The 26,716-nt window shown below is 46.4% G+C and carries 22 protein-coding genes; 11 read left to right on the top strand and 11 right to left on the bottom strand.

Going from position 1 to position 26,716, the window contains the following annotated elements; all coding sequences use genetic code 11:
* The first annotated feature begins 3 nt into the window (after positions 1–3).
* Entirely contained in the window at positions 4–1,347 is a 1,344-nt protein-coding gene (locus AB1757_22400) for a hypothetical protein (protein ID MEW6129808.1), read from the top strand.
* A 76-nt stretch (positions 1,348–1,423) separates the two neighbouring features.
* Here the strand turns inward: AB1757_22400 and AB1757_22395 are convergent, their stop codons facing one another.
* Genes AB1757_22395 through glyA form a run of 3 tightly spaced genes read right to left on the bottom strand, consistent with a single transcriptional unit; the run spans position 1,424 to position 5,273 of the window.
* Entirely contained in the window at positions 1,424–1,981 is a 558-nt protein-coding gene (locus AB1757_22395; protein MEW6129807.1) for a Uma2 family endonuclease, read from the bottom strand.
* Positions 1,982–2,021: 40 nt separating this feature from the next.
* Positions 2,022–3,971, bottom strand: coding sequence for an ATP-dependent DNA helicase (locus AB1757_22390; protein MEW6129806.1), 1,950 nt, complete (start codon positions 3,969–3,971; stop codon positions 2,022–2,024).
* Between the two features lie 18 nt (positions 3,972–3,989).
* On the bottom strand, positions 3,990–5,273 hold the full coding sequence (glyA, locus tag AB1757_22385; protein ID MEW6129805.1) for a serine hydroxymethyltransferase: 1,284 nt from the start codon (positions 5,271–5,273) through the stop codon (positions 3,990–3,992).
* A gap of 212 nt (positions 5,274–5,485) precedes the next feature.
* On the opposite strand from glyA, the gene AB1757_22380 reads away from it, so the two are divergent.
* Positions 5,486–6,433 carry a ChaN family lipoprotein gene (locus AB1757_22380; protein ID MEW6129804.1) on the top strand — a complete coding sequence of 316 codons (948 nt, stop codon included), beginning with the start codon at positions 5,486–5,488 and terminating at the stop codon, positions 6,431–6,433.
* A gap of 166 nt (positions 6,434–6,599) precedes the next feature.
* On the opposite strand, the gene AB1757_22375 is transcribed toward AB1757_22380, so the two are convergent.
* From AB1757_22375 to AB1757_22345, 7 genes are all read right to left on the bottom strand, one after another.
* The gene (locus tag AB1757_22375) at positions 6,600–6,821 is read right to left on the bottom strand and encodes a hypothetical protein (GenBank protein ID MEW6129803.1); all 222 of its coding nucleotides are present in this window, start codon (positions 6,819–6,821) and stop codon (positions 6,600–6,602) included.
* 193 nt (positions 6,822–7,014) lie between these two features.
* Positions 7,015–7,974 (bottom strand): anti-sigma factor, encoded by a 960-nt coding sequence (locus AB1757_22370; GenBank protein ID MEW6129802.1) that lies wholly within the window; start codon positions 7,972–7,974, stop codon positions 7,015–7,017.
* Between the two features lie 23 nt (positions 7,975–7,997).
* Positions 7,998–8,531, bottom strand: coding sequence for a sigma-70 family RNA polymerase sigma factor (locus tag AB1757_22365; protein ID MEW6129801.1), 534 nt, complete (start codon positions 8,529–8,531; stop codon positions 7,998–8,000).
* 140 nt (positions 8,532–8,671) lie between these two features.
* Positions 8,672–9,787 carry a DegT/DnrJ/EryC1/StrS family aminotransferase gene (locus AB1757_22360; GenBank protein MEW6129800.1) on the bottom strand — a complete coding sequence of 372 codons (1,116 nt, stop codon included), beginning with the start codon at positions 9,785–9,787 and terminating at the stop codon, positions 8,672–8,674.
* Positions 9,772–10,764, bottom strand: coding sequence for an NAD-dependent epimerase/dehydratase family protein (locus AB1757_22355; protein MEW6129799.1), 993 nt, complete (start codon positions 10,762–10,764; stop codon positions 9,772–9,774). Before AB1757_22355 ends, AB1757_22360 begins: the two co-directional genes overlap by 16 nt.
* 40 nt (positions 10,765–10,804) lie before the next feature.
* Positions 10,805–11,545 carry a metallophosphoesterase gene (locus AB1757_22350; protein ID MEW6129798.1) on the bottom strand — a complete coding sequence of 247 codons (741 nt, stop codon included), beginning with the start codon at positions 11,543–11,545 and terminating at the stop codon, positions 10,805–10,807.
* A gap of 118 nt (positions 11,546–11,663) precedes the next feature.
* Positions 11,664–13,010: an acetyl ornithine aminotransferase family protein gene (locus AB1757_22345; protein MEW6129797.1), complete on the bottom strand. Its 1,347-nt coding sequence runs from the start codon at positions 13,008–13,010 to the stop codon at positions 11,664–11,666.
* Positions 13,011–13,845: 835 nt separating this feature from the next.
* Here AB1757_22345 and AB1757_22340 point away from each other — a divergent pair.
* From AB1757_22340 to AB1757_22300, 9 genes are all read left to right on the top strand, one after another.
* A complete protein-coding gene (locus AB1757_22340; protein MEW6129796.1) occupies positions 13,846–14,889 on the top strand; it encodes a rod shape-determining protein in 1,044 nt (347 codons plus the stop codon).
* 77 nt (positions 14,890–14,966) lie between these two features.
* A complete protein-coding gene (mreC, locus tag AB1757_22335; protein MEW6129795.1) occupies positions 14,967–15,833 on the top strand; it encodes a rod shape-determining protein MreC in 867 nt (288 codons plus the stop codon).
* A 16-nt stretch (positions 15,834–15,849) separates the two neighbouring features.
* Complete coding sequence (gene mreD / locus AB1757_22330) at positions 15,850–16,380, top strand: rod shape-determining protein MreD (GenBank protein MEW6129794.1); 531 nt, start codon at positions 15,850–15,852, stop codon at positions 16,378–16,380.
* Positions 16,381–16,400: 20 nt separating this feature from the next.
* Entirely contained in the window at positions 16,401–18,494 is a 2,094-nt protein-coding gene (gene mrdA, locus AB1757_22325) for a penicillin-binding protein 2 (protein MEW6129793.1), read from the top strand.
* A gap of 83 nt (positions 18,495–18,577) precedes the next feature.
* A complete protein-coding gene (locus tag AB1757_22320) occupies positions 18,578–19,675 on the top strand; it encodes an FtsW/RodA/SpoVE family cell cycle protein (protein MEW6129792.1) in 1,098 nt (365 codons plus the stop codon).
* A gap of 509 nt (positions 19,676–20,184) precedes the next feature.
* On the top strand, positions 20,185–22,884 hold the full coding sequence (locus AB1757_22315; GenBank protein ID MEW6129791.1) for an Rne/Rng family ribonuclease: 2,700 nt from the start codon (positions 20,185–20,187) through the stop codon (positions 22,882–22,884).
* A 271-nt stretch (positions 22,885–23,155) separates the two neighbouring features.
* Positions 23,156–23,830, top strand: a complete 675-nt coding sequence (locus AB1757_22310) for a YceI family protein (protein MEW6129790.1) — start codon at positions 23,156–23,158, stop codon at positions 23,828–23,830.
* 77 nt (positions 23,831–23,907) lie between these two features.
* Positions 23,908–24,330: a DoxX family protein gene (locus AB1757_22305; GenBank protein ID MEW6129789.1), complete on the top strand. Its 423-nt coding sequence runs from the start codon at positions 23,908–23,910 to the stop codon at positions 24,328–24,330.
* Positions 24,331–24,359: 29 nt separating this feature from the next.
* Complete coding sequence (locus tag AB1757_22300) at positions 24,360–25,142, top strand: class III extradiol ring-cleavage dioxygenase (GenBank protein MEW6129788.1); 783 nt, start codon at positions 24,360–24,362, stop codon at positions 25,140–25,142.
* A 14-nt stretch (positions 25,143–25,156) separates the two neighbouring features.
* Here AB1757_22300 and AB1757_22295 read toward each other — a convergent pair whose 3' ends face one another.
* Positions 25,157–26,713, bottom strand: a complete 1,557-nt coding sequence (locus tag AB1757_22295; GenBank protein MEW6129787.1) for a hypothetical protein — start codon at positions 26,711–26,713, stop codon at positions 25,157–25,159.
* Positions 26,714–26,716: the final 3 nt, after the last annotated feature.

Here is a 26,716-nt window from a genome sequence, read left to right as displayed (position 1 = left end):
GAAATGAAAAACATAACCATTTTAGTCACGCTGATTTTTTCGCTGCTTATTCCCGGCATTGGGGAAAATAAATCAACTGAGGCTTCAACCAATTTTGCTGCCTCTCCATCGCTCCTCCCCCAGGCTTCAACCAGAAGAGCGCCGTTTCTTGGAGCCGACCTGACTTGGGCTGACAGTCCGCATATTCTTATTGATGCCTGGAAAGACCCACAACAAGGTGATGAATTTGCCGAAGCCCTGGAGATGGCAGGGGTGCGTTCGTTGCGTTTCAGTTTTCACGGAATGTATAGCGCCGAGGGCGTTGCGGCTTCATCAAAAATTAAAGCCGAAAATAAAATGACCAATGAATACCCTTGGTTTCCTTTCAGCGATTTTTCCGATTACCTTTCGACCCAACCGTTTTCAACGGTCATCGGAATCAACGTCGAAGAGGGAGGGGCGATTGCTGAAAAGGTGATTCGCAATTTCCTGGCAGTAAATCGAAAATCAAAACTCGTGGCAATCGAATTATCCAATGAACCCTGGTTGAATCATCGACCCTGGATGCCCGAAGCGTACGCCGAACGCGCTGCCGAGGTAATCGATAGACTGACGCCGCTCGGCGTTAAATTCGCGCTTCCGTTAACGGTTGGGGATTCTAAAAACACGCCGACAAAACTATCGGATACCGAATGGAATACGCGAATGATGCGGGCGCTCTCTTCGCGTATCGATTTGAAAAATCGCGAAGATATTTATGGTGTGTTACATCTTTATGCGGGAGGCGTGCGCGCCAAAAGTGTTGATTTGTTTAATAAAATTGTTCGTCCCTTTGCGCCGAAAATGCGCTATCTGATTACGGAATTTAACATTCGCTTATTTCTTGATGGCAACCCACACCTGACGAATAAATACGCGATGGAATTTGCCCGTAAACTTTCGGAGTTAATGATTGTGCCGGACATTGTCGCGCTCTATACGCACGCCGTTCCCTATCATTCGATCATGTATTGGACGAACCGCAGACAGGTTTCAACGATTATCGGCGGACGAGATGCGAAGTTAAAAGGGGAGGCACTTACAAAAGGCTGGCACCTCACACCCACCGGAAAAGTTTTTGCTTTGTATTCCAAACTCGCCTGGAATGGCGAAATCATTTCTTATAAAGAGGATGGCAAGCAACGCTATTGGACAATAAAAGATTCACGCGGGCATTTCATATCAACGCTAATCAATGAAGACAAAAAACAAATATCCAAAAAACTCAAGGTTTCGGGAAGCGAGTTGAGATTGAATGTGCCGGGTCAAGCGATTGTGTGTTTTGATGAGAATGGCATCATAATCGACAATGTGTTATTGCCTTTTTAGAGCCGTAGATTTTGCTTTGAATCGGTCGAAGAAACGAACTGTTCGATAAAACCCGTCAGGGATTCGGACGAACTCATTAGGAGTGATCGAAAATTGTCGAAACTTGGCAACTGAAATTTGGCAATAATGGCGAGGTCAGCGTTTCATTGTCGTTTAATGTGGTGATAAGTTGTAGATGGTTTCGCTTTCGTCGATAGACTTCAATTTGCCTTGAGCGCCAATTAGCAATCCAATATTCCTGCACCCCGCGTCGCGAATAGAGTTTTAGTTTAGTTTCACGATCTCGCCGTTCCTGTTCTTTACCGAACGAGAGAACCTCAATCACTAACTCAGGAGCAACATGAAAATGGTCATCCGGTTTATAATCTACCAGCCGTTTTTTGCTTATCCATATTAAGTCAGGAGCGACATCGTCATCTTCAGCAAAAATCAATCCTGGTGCAAAAAAAGGTTCACCTGAATTTGAAACTTCACTCCAATTCGCCAGTTTATTGAAGAGCTTTCCACAAACACGTTGATGCTCATTGAATGGTTGCCGTGACATATAGAGTTCTCCTTCAATAACCTCATAACGTTTGCCATTATCGGGCATCGCTAATAAATCAGCGGATGTGAAGCGAATTGCCGTAGCCATTTAATTCCTCCTTTCGTAATCTAAAACGCAGTATAGCACACTATTTTTTGTCATCGAATATTGCCGTAGCTTCTTCGATTCTATCTGTGATGCGACATGAGGGAATGCTTTTGATAAACACCTTGCCATAAAATTTGGTTTGAATGCGTGGGTCAAGAACCGATAAGACGCCTTTGTCGGTTGCTGAACGAATCAACCGCCCCAACCCTTGTTTCAAAATAATCGCTGCCTGCGGTACGGAATATTCCATAAAAGAATTGCCGCCATTGTCATCGATATATTTTTGTCTGGCGGCAACCACTGGGTCTGTCGGGACTGCAAACGGCAGTTTATGAATGACCACACAGGACAGGGCTTCGCCTTGAACGTCGACGCCTTGCCAAAATGATGAGGTTGCAAACAGCACCGCATTCGGGGTTTTTCGGAAACGTTCGAGCAAACCGATTTTTGAACCCTGACCTTGTTTGAACATGGGAAAATCCAACTCTTCAAAAACCAGATCAAACACCTGATTCATCGCTGCCACACTGGTAAACAAAACAAATGCGCGTCCGTTTGATGCCCGTAAAATCTTAATGATTTCCAAAGCCGATGCTTCATTAAATTGCGGGCTGCGCGGGTCGGGCAGGCGTTTTGGCAGGTAAAGCACCGATTGATTCTCATAATCGAAATGCGATTCAATGATTAAATCCCGCGAATGAGAAATGCCTAATCTACCTTTAATAAAGTCAAAAGAATTTCCCGCCGTCATGGTTGCCGAAGTTAGAACGGCGCTTTGCACATTGGAAAAAAGCCGCTCTTCAAGAATGCCCGAAACATCAATTGGGGTTCCGTGAACGAAGACGCCGCGCCCGCGACATTCATACCAGTAAACAAAACCGGGGTCTTGGGCGGAGACGATAAATTCCAGTTCAAATTTCAAGACTTCGACGCGGCGCAAAATGTTGTCGAGTTCCGAAGGCGGGTCTTTCACCACACCCAGCGCCCCTGCGACCCGGTTCACGGCATTGATTAAAGCGACATAAGCTTCACCGGCAACCGACGGAACCAGGTTATCGTCACGGTCTTTTTTAACGAAATGTTCTTCGCTTAATGTATATCTGCCATCTTGCGCAAATTTATCGCGCGGATAAAAAGTAGCCCAAAAGGCATCGGAACGTTGAGATAACCGGGCAAGCGATTTTACCAATTCAGCCACCGCGTCCGGTTCACTGATCACCAGTTTTTGCGCGTCCTGAATCAAATCCGCGATGCGAAAATTTGAAACGCTGCACCCGAAGTAGGAAGCGGCAACATCTTCGATTTCGTGCGCCTCGTCGAAAATAATCGTCGAATAATCCGGCAACACCGCGCCGAAATCGCCGCCTCTCAGCGCCAGGTCAGCAAAAAATAGATGATGATTGACGATGACGACATCGGATTCCATGGCTTCCTGGCGCATGCGGGTGATGAAACACTCATCATAATCGGGACATTTCTGACCGATACAACTTTCAGCCCGCGCATCAATCTGATGCCAGAACGGCAGATTTTCCGGCAAATCAGTTAGTTCGGCGCGATCACCGGTTTCGGTTTTTCCTGCCCACCGGCGAATGGTGTCAAAATAATTAACATCCTGAAGGTCTTCAAAAATCGGTTGGGATTCTGCCTTTTTCAATTTGTGCAGACAGATGTAGTTTGCGCGACCTTTCATACAAACCGTCTTGAAATCTCTCTTAATCACGGTTTGTAAAAAGGGGATGTCTTTTTTGATTAATTGTTCCTGGAGATTTTTAGTAGCGGTTGAAACGATAACGCGACGCCCGGCAGCAAGCGCCGGGATTAAATAAGCCAGGGTTTTGCCGGTTCCGGTTCCCGCTTCAATTAACGCCACTCCGCCATCCGTAAGCGTATCGTGTACCGCGTGAGCCATTTCGATTTGACCCGGACGATATTCATAATTTGGATGATAACGGGCAATCAACCCGTCGGGACCGAAAACTTCTTTCATAATCTAAAATGCGAAAGACTATGATGCATGCGCCTGACTACGAACCAGACGATTTTCATAAATCGGGAAACTGGCACAGAGTTCATTAACTTTTTCGCGAATTCGTTTTAATGCAGATTCATCTTCGTGGTTGGCTAACGCATCCTTGATGAATTCGGCGATTTGCCGCATTTCATTTTCTTTCATTCCGCGCGTCGTGAGTGCCGGTGAGCCGATGCGAATTCCCGAAGCCTTCATCGGCGGATTGGTATCGAATGGGATGGCGTTTTTATTAACTGTGATACCGGCTTTATCCAAAGTCTTTTCAGCCTGAGCGCCGGTCAATCCGCGAACGAAAACATTTACCAGCATCAAATGATTATCGGTTCCGCCCGAAACAATTTTGAATCCGGCGTTGGTTAATTCTTCGGCTAAAACTTTGGCATTGGCGATAACCTGGTTTTGATAGTCTTTGAAATCATCCTGCAACGCCTCTTTATAACAGACGGCTTTGGCGGCGATGATGTGCATCAAGGGTCCGCCTTGAACGGTGGGAAAGACGGCGCGGTCTAACTCTTTTTGAAATTGCTCGCGACACATTGCCATTCCGGCACGCGGGCCTCTCAAGGTTTTATGCGTCGTGGTGGTCACAAAATCCATATGCGGCATCGGAGTCGGATGCAGCCCGGCGGCGACTAATCCTGAAATGTGCGCAATATCCGCCATCGAATAAGCGCCAACATCTTTGGCAATTTTTCCGATGCGCTCGAAATCAATAATTCGTGAATAAGCCGACGCCCCGCATAAAATCATCTTGGGTTGATGTTCGTGGGCGAGGCGTTCGAGTTCCTCATAATCAATGGTTTCGCTTTCCTGGTCTACGCCATAGGAAACGATATTGTAGCTGCGACCGGAAAAATTTAACGGATGACCGTGAGTTAAATGTCCGCCGTGGGCGAGGCTCATTCCCAGAACCGTATCGCCATAATTGAGGACGCTCAGGTAGACCGATTGATTTGCCTGCGAACCGGAATGCGGTTGAACATTTACATGTTCACATCCGAAAATCTGTTTGGCGCGTTCGCGAGCCAGATTTTCGGCTTCATCTACGACTTCGCAACCGCCGTAGTAACGTTTACCCGGATAGCCTTCAGCATATTTGTTGGTTAACACCGAACCCATTGCTTCCAAAACGGCTTCGGATACAAAATTTTCCGAAGCGATCATTTCCAGGTTATAAGAGATGCGGCGTTCTTCTTTGGCAATTATTGCGGCAATTTCGGGGTCAACCTCGTGTAAAGGGCGATTCATCGAAGCGGTCATCTGGTCATTCCTTTCCAAAAAATTTTTGTGGTTGGTGAAATTGGATACTACATTAAAAACTCATTGGTTGCCATCTGAGCCGATAAAGCTTTTTCGTATGGTTGCATAAAATTCTGCTGAAAAAGATTTGCTTTGCAGGTGGGTTTGGCTTTAATTCGTGCTATTATCCATCAATAATCGGAGCAATTCAAAATTCTATTTAAGAGGTAAGTATGAGTCGGATTTGGTTAAGGGTAGTTCTTTATTCCATGATTTTGCTTTCAATTTCAACTTTCGGTTTTTCCTTTGAGTCCGGTTACATTCCCCACCGGGTGTTTCATTCGGATGACAAAAAGTACAGCGATTTTGAAGCGATGCTCAATACGTTGGCAACCGTTGATGTGTTGTTTGTTGGGGAACAGCACGACGACCCGGCGACTCATAAATTTGAACTGGCGATTCTTGAGGGGTTGGCAAGACGAAATAAAAAAGTCATCGTGGCGATGGAAATGTTTGAACGCGATGTGCAAAAGACCTTAACCGCCTACTTAACTGGGAAAATCAGTGAAGAGGAATTTCTGAAAAATTCTCGACCCTGGGGGAATTACCCATCCGATTATCGACCGATTATCGAATTTGCTAAAGCCAAGGGGTGGCCGGTTATCGCCAGCAACGTTCCGAGAAAATATGCTTCACAGATTGCCAGAGGTGGGTTACCGGTTCTGGAAAAATTGCCGGAAAATGAGCGAGGGTTAATTGCCAAAGAAATCAACGCTCCGAATGACGATTACTTTAAAAATTTCAGCGAGACCATGAAAGGCCATCCTGGTGCGGATGGTAAGACGAAAGAACCAACCGCCGAAGACCGCGCAATGATTCAACGCATTTACGAAGCGCAGTGTACGAAAGATGACACTATGGCTGAATCAATTGCCGAAACCTATCAGAATGCCGGTGAAGAAAAACCGATTATCGTTCATTATAACGGGGCTTTTCATAGCGATTTTCGTTTGGGCACAGCATCGAGAACCGCCAAACGATTGCCCAAGGCGAAAGTCCGTGTAGTGTCAGTCGTAGCCGTAGAAGATGTGAATGCAGTTAAAGCGGACGACTATCGAAAACGCGGCGATTTCATTTTATTCGCTTATCGCCCGGCGAAACCAAAAAGCGAAAATAAATAAGGGCGTCGAAACCTATCTTTTAAACCTGACTTGTCCGGGTGTATTCAACTACGGGTTTTTGCTTCCCATACAGGAAGTTCTTTCTATCCCGGTTGAGAGGAATTCTGAGATTGAAAAAAGTGGGGAGAGAATTAGGATAGGATATTTTTTATTGGTCACTTCAAAATCAATCCCGACAATTTTGCAAACAATTGCGATGGCGTTCATTGGCTTCACGTATGCAATGCGCCCGTCGTTCACCGTGAAAATCGTTGCAGAGCCTTAACGCATCCCGATGAATATCATTGCACCGTCTGACGCAGGGGCGGTCGCCTGCAAAAGTTTGCGACGAAATAAGGGTTGCAAGTACAAACAAAAACGTGAACAGAATCAAAGATACTTTTTTCATATGTAAATCTCCTCTTGAATTGGCAGACACCTCACCCTGGGGTGTCCGGATGAAATTAGATTTTTGGGAGAAGAAATAACGCTGAATGAAAGTTATAACTTTCCGGATTTTATTCGGCAGAATTTTGACGATAAGGTGATAATTTTAGTCGGAATATTTTTGAGAAAATTTAAACAGTAAATTTACTTACCACTTAGATTTTGCCGAGGACGAAAATCGGCATCGTCGGTTGAGCCGAACCCCCTTCGGGTTCAAGGGTAATTGCCGCCGCCGCCAGATTGGTTAAATCCGCAGGCAAGGGAATTTCTGTAAAGGCATGACCGGTATGATTGGGTTTTAATAACCCGGCGCTGATTTTGGCGTCCGGTGTGACAAACCATAATTGATAAACTTTGCCTTCGGGAGCTGGTGGCAAATCCGCGCTCACTAACCATTGGTTGGTTTTCACATCCCAATGAATCAGGGCTTGGGAATTTGGCGCGGGGGGTTGACCTTCAAGATTGATTCTTCGATGACCTTCCGATTGAATGACTTCATTGATTCGTGCCAGTTCGTATACCTTTTCATCTTTGGCTCGGATATCGTCGCGAATCTTATTATTCTGGTCGATAAGTATTTCAAGCTGGCTTCTTAAACCGGATGTTATGGTTTGCTCATCTCGATATTTAATAAAAACCAATGAGACAAAAATTAAAAGTCCCGCAGCGATTGCCCAGGGGATAAATCTGAAGGCAGATGACCTGCCGGATTTTTTTTGCTCAATCGAAACCACGTTGTCAGGTTTGACTGTGGCTTTTTCGACAACCATTTTCGGCTTTAATTCAACCGCAGGCTGAGGAAAAGCAACAGGCACAGGTGGCGGACTAATCAACGACGGCTCAGGAAAGGTCAAGGTATTCGCCTTTGCCAGTTGCGGCTCCTTTTCAATGCGCATTTGCAGTACGTCGAGAATAAATTGGGGCGGTTCAACCGGATCAACGCTGTAGCCTAATGCTTCGACCACCTTGTCAAAGGTTTTGAGTTCAGCCTCCAGTTGCGGGTCACCATCAGCCAAGGTCTCCTCAAAAACCCTTGATTCATGCTGACCGAGAGCGCCAAGCGCGAACAGCGCGGCTTGTTCCTGTTTTTCTTCTTTGCTTCGTTCGTACTTCAAATCCTTATAACCTTCCCAAAGATTTAACTGCTTAAAACCGGAGAAAGCAATTCACGCAATTTAACCATTCCCAAGCGAATTCTGGTTTTTACAGTTCCCAACGGCTGGCTTAACTTCAAAGCGATTTCTGTGTGACTCAAGCCTAAAAAATAGGCGAGTTCGATAACTTCCCGTTGTTCAGGCGTCAAGGTATCAAGCGCCGCTCGAACAAACCGTTGAGTTTCCGAAGCGGTTGATACCTCTTCGGGGCTTGAGGTTGGTGCCGAAAGTTGTCCGGCGGTTTCGAGCGGGTCTTTATTCGCTTTCTCGTGTTTTCCTGACCGCAACCGGTCAATGGCGCGACTGCGACCAATTGTCATCAACCAGGCGAGGGGAGTGCCGCGTTGGCTGTCATAATTTTTCGCTTGTCTCCAGGCTTGTGTATAAACATCCAGTAAAACCTCTTCAGCGGTTTCACGGTCTTGAATGACTTTATAAATCAGACCGAATACCGTTTTACTGGTGGTTTCGTAGAGGAGGGTAAAGGCGGACTGGTCACCTTCTGCCACTCGCTTCATCAGTGACAGTAAATTCTCCTCGGGTTTTAACTCAATTGCATTTAAAGGCAAGCTCTCAAGCCTCTCACTTTCTCCTACGCAGGCTTTTTCATTATAGATTTACCGCAAAGAGAAAAAATGCTCACAGGGGAAAACAAAGACTACTGGAAAGCATTGATGCAATCAACTACATATCGCGCTTCCTTGTCGGTGAGTTCCGGGAAAATCGGCAGCGATAAAATCTCACCGGCAAGCTGTTCGGCAACCGGAAAATCGCCTTCTTGTTTTTGCAAATCGCTGTAGGCTTTTTGTAAATGAACCGGAATCGGATAATGAATCAGCGTTTGAATGCCGCATTCGTTCAGGTAATTTTGCAGCCGCTCACGTCCCGCGCAACGAATGACATAGAGGTGAAAATTATGCGAACCATAATCCATCACCGCCGGTTTGATAATCAATGGATTGTGTATTTGCCGGTGATAGATTTCGGCTATCTCGCTTCTTCGTTTATTCCACGAATCCAGGTGAAGCAACTTCGCGGATAAAATTGCCGCCTGAATTTCATCCAATCGACTGTTGGTTCCTTTGGTGGAATGATAATAGCGTTTTTCCTGTCCGTAATTTCTGAGTTGAATGATGCGGTGAGCGATTTCCTCATCATCGGTGGTGATTGCGCCGCCGTCACCATTGGCACCGAGATTTTTACTGGGATAAAAACTGAAAGCCGCCGCATCCCCGATTGCACCGAGCTTGCGCCCTTTGTAGGTCGCGCCATGCGCCTGCGCTGCATCTTCGATTACCTTGATTTTATAGGCTCTGGCAATTTCTAAAATCGGGTCTAAGTCAACGCTTTGTCCGTAAAGATGAACCGGCAGGATGGCTTTGGTTTTTTCGGTTATCGTGGTTTCGAGTTTTTGCGGGTCGAGGTTAAAACTTTTTTCACTGACATCGATTAACACAGGGGTTGCGCCGGACATCCAAATTCCTGAAATCGTCGGAACACAGGTATTGGCAACCGTGATGACTTCATCGCCCGGCTGAACGCCAACGGCTCTCAAAGCGAGATGAATGGCTTCGGTGCCGGAGCCGACCCCGACCGCGTGGTTTACGCCGATGTAATTGGCAAATGCTTTTTCAAACTGTTCGCCTTCGGTTCCTAAAATAAACCAACCCCGTTCGTGAACCCGGCGAACCGCTGAATCGATTTCTTCGCGCATGGATAAATACTGTCTACGTAAATCACCGAAAGGAATTTGCATTTCTACTCTTTGTACCAACTGAAATTCTCCTTGTAATAATCGAAAGTTTTAATTAACCCTTCGCGCAGTTTGGTTTGCGGACGCCAATTCAGGGTGTTGGTGATTTTAGAAAAATCGCCATAAAAACTGCCAATATCGATGGCTTTTTTTTCATCCGGGAAGGGAACTAATCGGTAATTGCCGCTGCCATTTATTTCAATCATTAACTCGACCAGATTTTTCAAGCTGACGGGTTCATCACCGCCGAGATTAAAAATTTGACCGTTCGATTTTTCGCTTACCGCTGCCAGCAACAGGGCTTCAACGACATCATCGACATAATTGAAATCGCGCATCTGCGACCCGTCTCCGAATAGCTGAATCTCTTTGCCTTCGACTATCAAACGAATGAACCACCCAATGAACCCTTGTCGGGAGTGTTTCAAAAGTTGTCGCGGCCCGTAGGTATTCGTGAGGCGCAATGAAACGGCGCGGATGCCATAAACATTATGATAAAGGATGTGATACAGTTCGCCGCATAATTTGTTGATGCCATTGACATCGGTAGGTGATGCAATGTGATTTTCATCGACCGGAAGGTAATTAGGTTTTCCGTAAACCTGTCGCGTACTGGTGTAGATAATTTTGACGTTGCGGTTATTTTTCCGGCAGGCTTCCATAATCGAAAGCTGTGAACGCACGTTGATTTCCAAATCCGTGTAAGGGTTTTCCATGCTGTCGATGTGACTGACTTGCCCTGCCAGGTTGAAAATAAAATCCTGACCTTTAACCAGATAAGCCATACTGTGTTCATCACGAACATCAGCGATGTTGACGTGTACGCGACCTTCAATCCCGCGAATATTAAAAGGATTTCCTCCATATTCGGGAACCAGAGAATCAACCAGCGTAACTTTCGCGCCAAGTTCTAAAAGCCTACGGGCGAGATTGCTTCCGATAAATCCCAGTCCGCCGGTGATGAGTGTTTTTTGTCCTTGAAATGTTTTGTCCACTATTCCCTCATCCGATAATTTCTTCTCGATAATGAATGAATGCTTACGGCTCACAGGCTGTTTGAAAAGACTGGTTCACTATTTCAGGCAAATCAATTTCCATAGGAGAAAAATTCGCGGCATCGGCGCTGACCAGATAATAATAGGTTTTGCCTCTTAATCCGGTTATTGCCGTTTGAATTGCTTCTCCATGAAGATGACCATAAACGCAAACATCAGCCTCGAACGTTTCGATTAATTCGGTAAAGCCATTCGCTTCAAAATCCTTATTGGTGGGCGGGTAATGCAAAGCGACGATGAGATGGTCGTATGCCCCTTTTAGTTTTTTTAATGGCTCCAGAGCGGTTTTCAATCTTGCAACCTCGCGCTCATAAATCTTCTGGTCTTGCGCCTGGAAATAAATATCATTCGGACAGACCCAACCACGGGTTCCGGCTATTGCAACACGATTAATGATGATTGATTGCCCATTGAGAATTTCAATTGAAGGATGCAAAACCGCCTTTAACTTTTTTGCTGTATCCCACCAGTAATCGTGATTTCCCTTGAGTAATATTTTTTTGCCTTTCATCGCGCCGATGCGGTCAAGGTCAGGTTGCGCTTCACCGAGTCGCATCGCCCAGCTTGAATCCCCGACAATTAAAAGCAAATCATCTTCACGACCGAGGCGTTGCCAGGCGGAAAAGATTTTTTCATGGTGATTTTTCCAGTGCTCGCCAAACACCTCCATAGTTTTTCCAGTGCCACCTTCGAGGTGTAAATCGCCAATTGCAAAAATTCTCATTGCCTTCCGTCCGTAAGGTGAATCATACCGTTTTGCTGAATTAATTCAAAAGTCATGAAAAAAGGATGAGCGGTAATCGAGCGCCGCTCATCCTTTGATGAATGATTTTGTGATCGGTTTAACTCGTGTGTTTTTTTACCGCTTCTTCAAAAGTATTGAGCGCAAAATCAACCTGTTCGCGGTCAACGATGAGTGGCGGGGAAAAGCGAATTGAAGATTCTCCGGCTCCCTGCAAAACCAATCCGCGCTCAAAGCATTCATAGATGATTTTGTCGCGGAGTTGTCCGCAGGGTTCAAGGGTCTCAGGGTTTAACGAAAACTCAACGCCTATCATGAGACCCAAGCCGCGAACTTCGACAATGGCGCTATGGCGGGATTTTATCTCCTTCAGTTTTTCCATCATATATGCGCCAATGGTCGCCGCGTTATCGATTAAACCATCCTGCAAAATTTCAATGGTTTTTAAAGCCGCTGCAATAGCGACCGGGTTGCCGCCAAAAGTTGAGGCGTGCGCTCCGACGTGCCATTGCATCAAATGCGCTTTCGCAAAGGTTACCGCCAGCGGTAAACCGCCGCCCAAAGCTTTTGCCATACAGATAATGTCCGGGATGATATTGAAATGTTCAAATGCCCACATTTTGCCGGTGCGTCCCATTCCGGCTTGAACTTCATCAAGAACCAGAAGGATTCCATGTTTGTCACACCGGTTGCGGAGTTCCGGCAAAAAATCCGATGGCGGAACCACATAACCGCCTTCACCCTGAACCGCTTCAACTACGATTGCCGCGCAGTCTTCAGGGGGAACCGTGGTCGTGAAAATATTTTCTTCAATGTAGCGAACCACACGTTTGCCGACAGATTCACCATCACGAAGCGCCAACGGGCAACGAAGCGGGTTGGCATAGGGGACGTGTGTGACATCAAGCAACTGCGGCCCGAAGCCTTTCCGCTGAACATATTTTGAAGCGGTCAGTGACAAGGCACCAAATGTGCGCCCGTGAAAGGCGCCGCGAAAAGCAATGAATTTGTGCCGACCGGTTGCATACACTGCCGTTTTTAACGCGCCTTCGATGGCTTCGGCGCCGGAATTTCCGAAATGCGCGCGCCAGGAAAAATCGCCCGGAACCACTTCGTGAAGTTTTTCAACCAATTCGGTGAGGTGTGGATAATAATAATCGGCGCTGCAAATGTGATTGAATTCGTTTGCCTGTTTATAGATGGCATCGGCAATTGCCGGATGCCCATGACCGAGGGCGCTGACGCCGACGCCGGCATTGAAATCCAAAAAGATATTGCCATCGACATCTTCGATTAATGCGCCATAACCTTTTTGCATGACGAGCGGATAGGCGCGTGTGTAGCTTGGTGAAACCAAACGGTGGTCTTTTTCAATATATTCCTGGGCTTTCGGGCCGGGTAAGGCAGTTTTGATTTCGGGAAATTTTAATTTGGTAATGGTTTGCATGACTTCACTCCTTGTGTCAGGGGAAACCGATAGGTTTCGGTTGAAAGTAAATCGTTAAATAATATTGGAGGCGTGAAGCATTGGCGGATTAATCGCCGAACAAATTCCTGCGGATTCTGGTAGGCATATTCAATTCTATTTTGATTTTAGCCATCGCTTATTTCCGAATCCCTGCCATTTTACCACGCCAATTTTTATTCGGGCAATTGTCGGTTTGTTCCCTGAAGCTTGAAACCGAATTGAACCCATAGGCTGCAAAAAGGACTTTTCCATTTTACCGTCGCACAGGTTGAACGATTATCGTGTTCAGGGGGTTGAGGACGGGCGATTAGGGGGATTGGAACCAGTCATCAGGGTTTAAAAATAAATCTCAAAATAGATGTAGGGAATCCTCTAAAGTTCTTGATTGATAAAAACTTGCCATGCTAGATTTCTAACTCTAAGGTTTTCCTGATAATTGGGCTGATTGACTAAGCTCAAGGCGGAATGAGTAGTTTTAAGCACAGATGAACGAGTACAGGTCTTCGGATTGTAGTGAGGCGCAACAGAAAATTCTGATTGCCGTCGTTGACGCCTTTCTGCTTACCTATGTACATCCCCAGGCTTCGTCTTCCTCCCGTTTCCGTAAACTTCTTGCTCTAAAATTTTACGTGGGTAGAAGCCATTTGTGTTGAGGTGAGCGGTGAAAAACCTCTCTTAAAGCGTTCAAAGCATCCGTCAAATCACAGGGAAGAGGATTCGGGCAATTAATGCCAAATTATGATTCAACTCAAACGTCGCAGCAAAATTTGCGACCGGTCTAAAAGATTAGAAGAAAGCAGGACTAAGTCGAAGAATGTTTAATTTATTCAATCCCTTTTCAAGCGATCTCGCGATAGATTTAGGCACAGCCAATACTCTGGTTTATGCCAAAGGACGAGGCATCGTTGTCAGCGAACCCTCGATTGTTGCGATTAATAAAATTACCAATAAGGTCGAAGCCGTCGGTAAGGAAGCCAAAGAGATGCTCGGCAGAACCCCCGGTAATATCGTGGCAATTCGACCGATGAAAGATGGCGTCATCGCAGATTTTGAAGTCACTGAAAAAATGCTCCAGCATTTTATCCGTAAAGCCCATAACGGGCGTTCGTGGGTGTCACCCCGGGTGGTCATCGGGGTTCCCGGTGAAATCACTCAGGTCGAACGCCGCGCCGTCGAAGATGCCGCCTATCGCGCCAAAGCCTCCAAGGTTTTCCTGGTCGCCGAAGCGATGGCAGCCGCTATCGGCGCGGGGCTGCCCATCACCGAGCCATACGGCAATATGATTGTTGATATTGGTGGTGGCACGACCGATATTGCGGTGATTTCGCTTTCGGGCATCGTCTATTCGCGAGCCGTTCGGGTTGCCGGAAACGAACTTGATGAAGCGATTATTCAGTACATCAAACGCAAATATAATTTGCTCATTGGTGAACGAACCGCAGAAGCCATCAAGATTGAACTCGGTTCCGCCTGGCCGATGGAAGAACCCATCACCATGGAAATCAAAGGGCGCAACCTGATTGAAGGGGTTCCGCGAACCATCACGATTACCGATGAAGAGGTTCGCGAATCGCTATCCGACCCGATTGCGACCGTCGTCAATGCGGTTCGGGTGGCGTTGGAAAGAACCCCGCCGGAACTTTCAGCCGATATTGCCGAACGTGGCATCGTTTTAACCGGCGGTGGCGCGTTACTCAAAGGCATCGATAAACGCTTGATGCATGAAACCGGCGTCCCAGTTTCACTTGCGGAAAACCCGCTTTCGTCGGTTGCGCTTGGAACTGGAAAAATGCTGGCTGACTTTGACCTGTTGAGCCGTGTCAGTTGGGAAAACACCATGACACATCACGGTTCATAGTTAGGATTCAGGATTCAGGATTCAGGCTCTTAATCAATCCCCTGAATCCTGAATCCTGAATCCTGAATCCTACGTTTATGAGTTCCACTCCCGTTAAAGAAAAATTAAAAGATAAATCGCATTGGGTGCTGGCTGCACTGCTTTTGTCCCAACTTTTTTTAATGACTTTGACGGCGCGCAATACCGAAACCAACCAATCATTACTGGGCAAATGGGTGATGACGATTTTCGCGCCGGTTGTGAAAGTCGGGGATGGGGTACTGTCTAAAGTCACCGGCACCTTTACCGGTTGGGGGGAATTGCGTCGCGCCCGTGATGAAAATATCGAACTGAAAAATCAAGTGGAACAGTTGACAACCCAATTAAATGAAACACGCGAAAAAGCCGCCCAATACGATGCTTTGCGTGTCCAGTATGGTCTTCCATCGCTTTCCGGTTACCGGCAAATTGCCGCAAATGTCATTGCTCGTAACACCTCGCTCTGGTTTAAACGGTTGACCATTGATCGCGGAACGTTGGATGGGGTTAAAAAAGATATGCCAATCGTTACCAATGCCGGAATCATCGGGCGGGTAATCAATGTCGGAGCCAATTTCGCGCAGGTGCAAATCATTACCGATTCCAATGCCGGTGTTGGGGTGATGATTCAAAGCACAAGGCAACCGGGCGAACTGAAAGGGCTGAATAATTCGCGATGTGAAATTAAAAATATCCCCTCAACCGAAGAAATTGCCGAGAATGAAATTGTTGTGACTACCGGATTAGATCGCATCTATCCAAAGGGACTGGTTGTCGGGACGACCGAGCATGTCGAAAACGATGCCAATGCCCCTTATAAAAAAATCATTGTCAGACCGGCGGTTCAAATCGACCGGGTTGAAGCGGTGATCGTGCTTTTAATTGAGCAAAAAGATATTAAATTTGAAGAGAATCTGAGACCTTAGTGAGGTAACGAATCGAGTGCAAACTTTCAAAATCGCTCTTACTCTGATACTCGCGCTCATTTTTCAGATGTTGTTACCCAAACATTTCAGAATTTTTCAGTTTGTCGATTTACCTTTATTGGTTACGATTTATTTGAGCCTTATGCGGTCACCATTGTTGGGGATGGGAGCCGGGGCGGTTTCCGGTATCGGGAGCGACATTATTAGTGGGAGTTTGGTTTTAGGGGTAAACGGATTTTCAAAAACCTTAATCGGGTATGTGGTTTCCAAAGCCAGCGTCAATTTCCCCCTGGAAAACCCCTTAACCAGGTTAGGAATCGTTGCCCTGGCATCGGTTTGCAATACGATTTTTGTAATCGGATTAAACCTGATGCTCGACCAACCGATTCAGAATGTCGGCGACTGGGGGGATTTCCTAAAGGCATTGGGACTACAAACCATAGGAGATTCGCTGGCGTCAGTGGTTTTGTTTATGATTTTAAATAAGGTCTTTCCTGAAACCGGAGAGGCAAAACGAATGGCAATTAAAAAGCGTCATTATGGTTAAACGCTCAAGGTGGAGGCGGTATGGCAGAGCGTGAAATATTCGATAGACTCGATGATTTTTTGAGATATAATCCGGCAACCTCAAAACGCGGGAGTGCTTCATCGTATTCAAGAAAAAGTCAGGTCGCTGACGGATTCAGTTTCGATTTGCGGGCGAAATTCATCCTGTATCTGGTTTTCGCCATCTTCGTTATTCTGGGAATCCGTTTTTATAATTTACAAATCGCCAAACACGAAATGTATGTTCAACGCGCCGAGAACAATCGCATTCGTGAAATTCCCATCATTGCCGCGCGAGGCGCAATCCTTGACCGCAACGAAAAAGTTCTGGTCGACAGCACACCGATCAATACGGTGGTCATCATGCCGGAAGACATCGTCAATAAACAGGATACGATTGACGCGCTGGTAAACAATCTGGGGATTAATCGGGAGGATGTCGAAAAGGAATTGAATAATCCGAAACGGTCGAAAATTGACCCGATTCTGATTAAGCAGAATACCACCTATGCGGATCGCGCCTGGATTGAAGCGCATCAGCTTGAACACCCCGAAATCATTCTCGATGAACAACCGCAACGGATTTATAAATTCGGCAAAACCGCCTGTCATGTGATTGGCTATGTCGGACAGGTAAGCGCCAAACAACTGGAGAATGAGAGTTTTCAAAAAGCCGGTTATAAGATGGGCGATATTATCGGGCAGGGCGGCGTAGAAGCCACTTACGATAAAATTCTTCGAGGTCAGGACGGCGTCAGACGGGTCATTGTCGATAGCCGGGGTCGGAAGATACGTGAATTGGATATTCGCCCGCCGATTCGCGGACAAGATGTGGTGCTTTCCCTTGATCTTGATATTCAGCGCGTCGCCGAAGAAGAGTTTGAGAGGACGCAAGATAAAGGTGCGGCAATCGCTTTGGACCCGCGCAATGGCGAAATTATCGCAATGGTTTCCTATCCCAATTTCGACCCCAATGTCTTTGCCCGCAATATCGTTTCACCCGAAAATCGTAAAGAGGTTGCCGCGATATTAACCGACCCCGGTCATCCTCTAAATAATAAAGCGATTCAAGGGTACTATCCCGCAGGTTCAACCTGGAAACTGATGATGAGTACGGCGGCAATCGAAGCGGGAGTCACACCTTTAAACAATTCGCGGCTCGTTTGTGGCGGCGGGTTGCAGGTTGGCGGGCGCTTCATCCATTGTATGGGAAGTCATGGCGCGCCCGATGTTCATACGGCAATCGTGCGTTCCTGTGACGGTTATTACTATCGTTTAGGCGTTAAAATGGGCGTGGATAGAATGCGGGAGTGGTTGTTGAAATTCGGTATGGGGCAGAAAACCGGAATCGATTTACCACACGAAAGAATCGGCTCCATTCCGAGTCGCGACTGGAAGGCGAGAACTTTTCCGCGAACGCCGGAGTGGAATGATTTTGATAGCGCATTGGCGGGCATCGGACAGGGATCAGTCGCCATTCCCCCGTTGCAATTGATTCGCGCCGAATCGGGAATCATGATGGATGGACATTTTTTCACGCCGCATGTTTTCAAAGAAGCGAAAGCTACGGAAGCGATGCCGGTAAAATATTATGAGGATTCGCCTCGAGAAATAACCCTGTCGGCAAAAACCACAGCCGCTATTCGCTATGCGGTGTGGGGAGTGGTGAATGAAGGCGGTACTGCCGGAGGCATCGGATTCCCGCGGGAACTCAATGTTGGTGGGAAAACCGGAACCGCTCAGGTCATCGCCAAAGAAAAAGCCAAAGGCAAACATTTACAGGATCACTCCTGGTTTATCAGTTTCGCGCCGGTCAACGAAGATATGAAACCGGAATTTGCGGTGGTCTGTTTTACTGAAAATGGGGGTTTCGGAGCCAAGGCATCGGGACCGAAAGCCAAAGCCATTCATACGGCATATTTTGCCAAACGCGATGGCAAATTTATTCCCGCAGAAGAGATTGCTAAAAATGCGACAACTGGCGGAAATACGCTTGCCGCGTTATCGGCAAGCGGGGTTCCCGGGCAACCGCAAAAAGGTAATAATCCAAATACCCGGTTGGCAATCCAAGGGAATCAATCGCCTATAGAACCGAATCAACGGCGAAATCGCTGATAACTTGGGGTTAATCAAATTGTCGTGTTATGATTTGCTAGCCCTTGAATTTGACCCGCTTTAGGTTGTAACCGAAGTTAAGCATGATTGAGATTAATCGAAAGACATTTCGTGACATTGATTGGCCGCTTTTGCTGGCTCCCATAGCCCTGACGATTTTTGGTTGTATTGGAATTTATAGTACCGCGCCGAATTCGGATTTTGTCAAAAAGCAGTTGATAGCTCTGGGGATTGGACTTGCCATTGCATTTGCCATTATGTTTACGGATTATCGAAAGATTGTTCACGATTTCGCGCCGATTTTTTACGGGATTGTGATGGTCTTACTGGTGCTGGTTTTATTCATTGGCGCAACCATTAACGGCAACAAAGCCTGGTTGCATATACCGGGTCTGCCCAGTATTCAACCTAGTGAATTTGCCAAAGTGGCAACCATTTTAATGCTGGCGCGTTATCTGGCAAAAGCGCGTTCGGGTGGTGATTTAACCCTGAAAAATATGATTGTGATGGCTGGCATCGCTTTGCCTCCGATATTTTTGATTGCCTTAGAGAAAGATACCGGAACGATGTTGACTTTCGGAGCGATTCTCGGAGCTTTCTATTTTTTAGGTGGCGCGCCGAAAAAATATATTATTGTGGCGATAATCGCTTTGCCTTTGGCGCTGATTGCTCTCTATCCCTTTCTCCGGGGATACCAAAAAGAGCGGATTGATGTCATTATCAATCCTGAGAAGGCAGACCCCAGAGGCTATGCTTACCAGACCATTCAATCCGTTATCGCGGTTGGTTCCGGCGGGGTGGTTGGCAAGGGGATTGGCGAAGGCACCCAGGGAAAATTGGGATTCCTGCCGTATGCCTATTCGGATTTTATTGCCGCAGTAATTGCCGAAGACTTGGGATTTGTTGGCATATTAATTATGATGGCGCTTTACCTGATTTTTATCTGGCGACTGACGATGGTCGCCCTGGGGTCAAGGGAACGCGCCGGTGCACTGATGGTGATGGGATTTGTCGCATTAATCACCTTTCACATTTTTTGTAACTTGGGAATGGTCGCGGGCATTATGCCGATTATGGGCATTCCTTTACCACTGATGAGCCAAGGGGGCACAGCAATCATGTCCATGTTTGCCGGGGTCGGATTGGCGCTCAGTGTTCGATTCAGAAGGTTTGTTAATTAGTTGATGCTGACGCTTTGGCTAATCAAAGTTCAGTAATTAAAATTTGAAAATTTTTTCGTTTCAAGCCATACCCATTTCTCCTTCGTGGTTTTTGCTTTTCTCATTGCAAACCCGAATTTTATTGAGAAATCGAAGCTATCTGGCATTGAAACACCCTCGAGGCAGTTAGGAAATTTTGGGTTCTCCTCCCCGTTGATAAAAATCAATGGGAGATGAGAGACTGCGGGTTTGAAAAAAATATATGACTTGCTCGCAATAATTTTAGTCGCGAGTTGATGAATTCCAAATTGAATTCCTCCCCGACAACCGGGGCTGATTTGAATAACGGTTTCTGAAATTTGAAAGACCGTCAAATAAAAAGCCCAAATCTGTAGCAAGCGTAAACTGCTTTTTAATCAAAGCGGAGCCAAAACACACCCGTAAAACGAGACAAAAAATCCTGTTGGGATATTCCCCTCAACTCCAAAACTGTTCATACCTGCCTCTTGATTAATTTGATAGGAGAGTTCATGGCTAAAGAATTGATAATTAGCGCAAATGTATATGAAAAGAAGGTCGCTTTAATAGAAGAAGGTGTGGTTACGGAATTCTATGTTGAGCGTCGGGATGAAAATCAAGGGGTTGTCGGAAATGTCTATAAAGGCAAAGTGATGAAGGTGCTTCCCGGTATGCAATCGGCTTTCGTGGACATCGGGCTTGAACGGGATGCCTTTTTGTACGTTGCCGACTTCAAAGATTTTGAAGAGGATGAGGATATTGATTTCAACGAAGAAGGCGCTGCCACACAGCAACAAAAACGACCCGATGAGCGAAAAGGTGACCGCAGAGATCGGGGTAGACCCGAACCCGTCGATAAACGGATAAGCGAACCGCCAATCCCCGCAGTAGATGCGGCTGAGTTGGAAGATGTGGTTGAACAATTGGCGGAAATTGCCACGGAAAAAGTTATTGAACCGCCACCGGTCGAAGATTTGGAAGGTGAAGGTTTGGAACCGGCAACCACGACGCCCGAATTCATTCCGGTTCAGGAAGCAAAGGTAGATGAAGTTACACCTACCTTTGTAAAGGAGGAAATCCCGGAAGAAGTTGTAAGAGTCGGCGATTTAATCAGCGGACATGCAACGGATTTCAGCATTGAAAGAATAACCGACGAGGATATAGTGAGGACGGAGCCGGCTCAGGAAGTGGTTGAAACGGAAAAAGGGAAACGCAGTCGTTCCCGTAAAAAAGGGAAAATCGAAGAAGAAGAAAAAAAATCCAAAAAAGCCAAACCTCCCTCAAAGAAACCTGATGTTGTGGAACCGCCAGTCGTAGAAGCCAAGGTTGAAGATGGCAAGGCGGTCAAAAAAACCGCGAAATCCGCTGCTAAAAAACCAGCACGCAAGAAAAAAGGTGCAGGTAGTGAAACCTCTGATGCGGCATCTCAAAACGTCTTGGCGGCAACCGGTTTTGAAAGAATTGTGGATGAAGAACGCCCATCGGAAGCTTCGGAAACCGCATCGCGCCCCCAGGTTATGGAAGGAGAAAAGCCGGTTGAAAAAGTGTTCCAGCCGGAACCTGAACCGGAATGGAAAGTCGGGAGTTTTCGCTCGGAAAAAATTGAAAAAAACGAATTCGAGCGTATCGAAGATGCGGCGGCATCAAACACTGAATCGCTGGATAATCGCTCATCATTCAAACATATCTCCGATGTCATCCCTGAAAATATTTTAGAGGGAACCACATCGCCTCAGCAGGTGATTGGCGATGAAACAGAGGACGATCGGGAAGCCAGCGTTCGTGATTTTGGCAGCCGCAGTGAAATGGCAATCAGGCGAGGTCGTGGTCGTCGCAAAGACCGCCGTCCACATCCGAAAAGTATGCGTCAACCGGTTGGCGAATCAGCAACCGAAGATGGCGATGCCGCAACCGTAGCGGAAGAAAAACCGGAAGGGTTTGATGGCGATAAACCGATGCGAGCCGAACCCCGGCGCAAACCCGAAAGGGGAGGGGCACCCACCATCACCGACCTGCTGCGCGAAGGGCAGGAAGTTATCGTTCAAATCGCAAAAGAACCTATCGCCAAAAAAGGCGCGCGAATTACTTCGCACATTGCCTTACCCGGACGATTTCTGGTTTATATGCCGACGGTAAATCACATAGGGGTTTCCCGAAAAATTCCAATTGATGCCGAACGAGTGAGGTTGAAACGCACCGTAACTGCGCTTCGTGACCGCGAAAATGCGCCGGGTGGATTTATTGCGCGTACCGCCTGCTCAGGAATTTCCGAACAGTTATTGCATGATGATATGCGATACCTGATTCGTACCTGGAATGACATCCGCAAAAAATCCGACCGCTCCAAACCGCCGACCCTGGTTCATCGCGACCTGGATTTGATTCAACGAATTTTACGCGATCAATTGACCGATGAATTTTCGGTCATTCGGGTTGATAACGAAATCGAATATGCGCGAATCGTCGAGTTCGTCAATCGCGTTCAACCGCGGCTGGTGAACCGTGTCAAACTTTATACCGGAAACCAACCGATACTCGAAAAATATAATGTTCAGCCGGAAATTGATAAGGCGGTAAAACCGCGTGTGTGGTTAAAATCCGGCGGCTATATCGTCATTAATCAAACCGAAGCGCTGGTGGCGATTGATGTCAACACCGGAAAATTTGTCGGTAAATCTGACCGCCTCGAAGACACCATAACCAAGACCAATCTGGAAGCCGCAAAAGAAGTGGTGCGCCAAATTCGTTTGCGCGATCTCGGCGGCATCATCGTTGTCGATTTTATCGATATGGAAGAACGCAAAAACCGACAGAAAGTCATGCAAACGCTTCAGGAAGAGTTAGCCAATGACCGTTCACCCTCAAAAATTCTGTCGATCAATGATTTCGGTTTGCTGGCAATCACCCGCAAGCGGGTTAAACAATCGCTCGAACGAACCCTTTGTTCACCCTGTCCGTATTGCCAGGGCGGCGGGATGGTTAAATCTGCACAAACCATGTGTTATGAAATCCTCGAACAAGCCAAAGCGATTTCCGAACAGGTCATGGGAAGCACAGACATTATGCTGAGGGTCTCGCCGATTGTTGCCGAAGCCTTGCATACTTCGGAACAGGCGGTCTTTGAAGAGATCGAAGCCAATTTCGGCTCCCCGATTACTATCGAAGCCGACCCCAATCTTCATCAGGAGCAGTACGACTTCGCAATCGCCTAACGCTGTCAATGGTCGGCGAGGTTAAATGCCTTGCCGACCGCCTTTTCCTTTCCCTTATTTGGCTCGCCCTTTTCCTTCAAAATTCGCCAATAAATTCCGCGCTACGCTGGTTGATACTCGCCGACGGCTTAATGTCTACTGATTGACAGTTAATTTAATAACTGTTAATTGATTAACAAAGTTGCTTGACACCAATCCGCAGATTGAATAAGCTAAGAAGCGTTTAGTTGCAGTAGCAGAAAAAGAAAATTTTTTAACTTGGAGAAAGAAAATGAAAAATAGAAAATATTTCGTGATATTGGGACTCGCCTTAATTTTGGCGATTTCAGGATTTGCTCTGGCGCTCGCCGCCGGTTCAGAAAGTTTATTTGTTGAAGTTAAACCGCAAACCGCTTCAAAAGAAGCTGCGCCGGTCGCCAGTTCAGGAGTTTACGGATTTGATCCAGCTCATTCGACCATCGGGTTTTCAATTCGTCATCTGGTTATCAATAAAATCCCCGGCAGATTTAAAGACTATAAAGGGACAATCAATTTTGATTCCGCAGATATAACCAAATCATCAGTCGAATTTACCGCCAAGGTTGAAAGTATCGACACCGGTGTTCAAGCCAGAGACAATCATCTGCGAACCGCGGATTTTTTCGAGGTTGCGAAATATCCCGAATTATCGTTTAAAAGCACCCGGGTCGTTAAAAAAGGGAAAACCGATTTTCTTGCCATCGGCACATTTACCTTGAAAGGTGTCAGCAAAGAACTCACCATTCCATTCAAATTAAACGGGCCGATAAAAGACCCCTGGGGGAAATTGCGAATCGGTATCGAGGCGAATCTAACCATCAATCGTCAGGATTATGGGGTTAGCTGGAGTCAAAAACTGGATTCCGGTGGTCTGGTTGTCGGGAATGATGTCGACATTCAACTGAATATCGAAGCGGTTAAACAGTAATGTCAGGTTCTGTGAAAGCGATTTTGTTTTTATAGATAAATCATCCTTTCTATTTACTGACTGGGGAGAAAAATAATATGAAGAAATTATTTGGTGAATTTATTGGAAACCGGGGTGCCATCGGTCTATTAATTGTTCGCTTGATTTTTGGCATGGGATTGATGTTGCACGGTTATTCAAAAATTAAAAATCCGTTTGATTGGATGGGACAGGAAGCGCCCATTCCCGGTTTATTGCAAAGTCTTGCGGCATTAAGCGAGTTCGGCGGTGGGCTGGCATTAATCCTCGGATTATTGACGCCGATTGCCGCTTTTGGAATCACCTGCACGATGTTGTTTGCAGTGTTGGGAGTTCACGTCCGTGCAGGTCATCCATTTGTCGGCTCCGGTGGCCCTTCGTATGAACTGGCGGCGCTCTATCTGGGTGTCGCACTATTGATGTTAATTACGGGTCCCGGAAAATACTCCCTGGATGCTCTGGTGTTTGGCGCGAAAAAGTAAATTCGGATTATTGAATCAAAGAGGAAGTCATGAATTTCCCGGCAATTTTTGTATCACATGGCGCGCCAACTTTGGCGATTGATGATGAAGCCGAAGCGCATCAATTTTTGACCTCGCTTGGAAATTCTTTAGGGAAACCTTCCGCAATTCTGGTGGTTTCAGCCCATTGGCAGTCCGAAATCCCAACGGTTTCGCTTGCCGCACATCCCCAAACCATTCACGATTTCGGCGGGTTTCCCAAAAAACTATATGAGATAGCATACCCGGCAGCAGGAGCTGTCACGTTGGGCAATCGAGTTGCGCATTTATTAAATGGACAGGGAATTCACACTGCCATTACGGAAAATCGCGGACTCGACCACGGCGTCTGGGTGCCGTTAATGTTGATGTATCCCCAAGCCAATATCCCAACTACTCAACTGTCATTAGTTGCAAACGGCACCCCTGAAGAGCATTACCAAATCGGGAAGGTGCTCGGCGGTTTAAAAGACCAAGGCGTAATGATACTGGCAAGCGGTGGCGCTGTTCATAACCTGCATTCGCTGAACTCATTTGATAAGCCCTCGCCCTGGGCAAAAAAATTCGAGGAATTCCTTCATCAAAAAATTTCGGAAGGAAATCTTCAATCGCTTGTAAATTATCGCTCACTGATTGCTGAAGGTGTCCTGGCACATCCCACAGAAGAACATCTGCTGCCGCTGTTTGTAGCGATGGGAGCCGGAGGGTTTGATGAAAATCATCCCGGTATGAGTATTCACAGAAGTTGGACTTACGGTAATTTAAGCATGGCAAGCTTTCAATTTAACGCTTAATTCCATCCTGTTCTCTATTGGGTCTTCAACCAGGCTTCACGAATTTTCATTTTCTCGGTTGAAATATCTGACATCTCTTTCACTTCATAGCGTCCCTCTTTTAATGCGTCTTTATCGAGATAATAGCCGGCAAAGCCCAGGATTTCGTCATAGGGTGGAACCGCGACCCCATAGGCATACCGAGTGATGAAATTTCGGTAATCGCGTTTGGTTAATCGGTTGACAATGGTTAAAAAATCGTCGATAGAAAAGCCTTTCCCTTTCAGGTAAAAATCCTTGAAAAGCGAACGCATCACCTCATCCAAACCGAATTGCCCTTTGGTGTCATTTAAAATTGATAAATCAAGTAAGGCTCCCAGGTTTTGCCCTTGGGTGTAATAAGAAATTTCAAACACCGTTCCGGTGTCATAGCCCAGCCAGGTTGAAGTTGAAGAATCAGCCGGGGAAATATACTTTCTCGCGTCATTGCTTTCGACGCCATTGATGGCAGAGGTTATCGAGAACAGGAAGCGTTCTTTTCCGCCGGTGCCTGCTCTGAGTAGCGATTTGCTCGCATAATAATTGGTAAACCCTTCGGAAATCCATAGCAGCGGGGTTTCATTTTCTCGCGAATAATCATAGGGAAACATTTGAATCGGACGAATCCGTTTGACATTCCAGGTATGAAAAAATTCATGGGCTGCGGTTTCAATTAACATTTCCGGAGTCGCGCGGTTGCCAACCGGCGCAAATGAGACAAAGGAATTGGCGTGTTCGAGCGCGCCGCCGGCGTTCGATTCAGGTTTGGCAAAAAAATAGAAACAGACATGTTTTTCGTAAGGCAAGCCGCCAAATATTTTACTTTGAGACATATAAACTTTTTGCAGCATCTCTACGAATTTATCGGTTTTTTCTTTGGAAAAACTTCCGGCAGGGGTAGCACAAAAATAATGTGGCTTGCCTTCGACTTCAAATTTTGTGACATCAAATTTTCCCATCTGAGTTGGCGCATCAACCAGTTCATCATAATTGGATGAAGTGAAGATGTACGGGTCAGTGCTCTCTTTTAATGCCGTTTGAATTTTCCAATCCTGGGGAACATTAAAGCGAACGGTGGCGGGAAGATTGCGATAGCCATTCACCTCCAGAAAAAGTTGTGTGCCGGTAAAAAACGCAAAATCCTTAGTGATTTTCGCCTGATTTAAAGCCAACACGGTTGCCTGATAATCAAATTCGATTTTGATTTCCTTCAAATTTTTAGTCTCAACCCGCCAACTCTGTTTGCGAGTCATGATGGGTTGCAACCAGTTTCCTTTGCCATCAAGGATTTTAAATCGAAGAATATTTTTTGCGTAATTTTCTACTGTGTACCAACCCGGCGTCCAAATGGGAAGAGACACGGTGACAAATGAGTCTTTAATATTTTTAATCTCAGTGGTGACGTGAAAAAGTTGTTTATCGACATCGGCAACGGCTACGGTGTAGTTGATTTGTAATTGACCGGATTGCCTTGCCAACAAAGCCTGTTGACCAGCAATGAAGAGGCAAACGGTAAGGAGAAACAAATGGCTTATTTTGGTTATTCGGTTCATGAA

Source organism: Acidobacteriota bacterium, assembly GCA_040754075.1.
Taxonomy (GTDB): Bacteria; Acidobacteriota; Blastocatellia; order UBA7656; family UBA7656; genus JBFMDH01.
The sequence above is the reverse complement of the archived record's forward strand: the minus strand, read 5'-3'. Positions and strand labels throughout refer to the sequence as shown.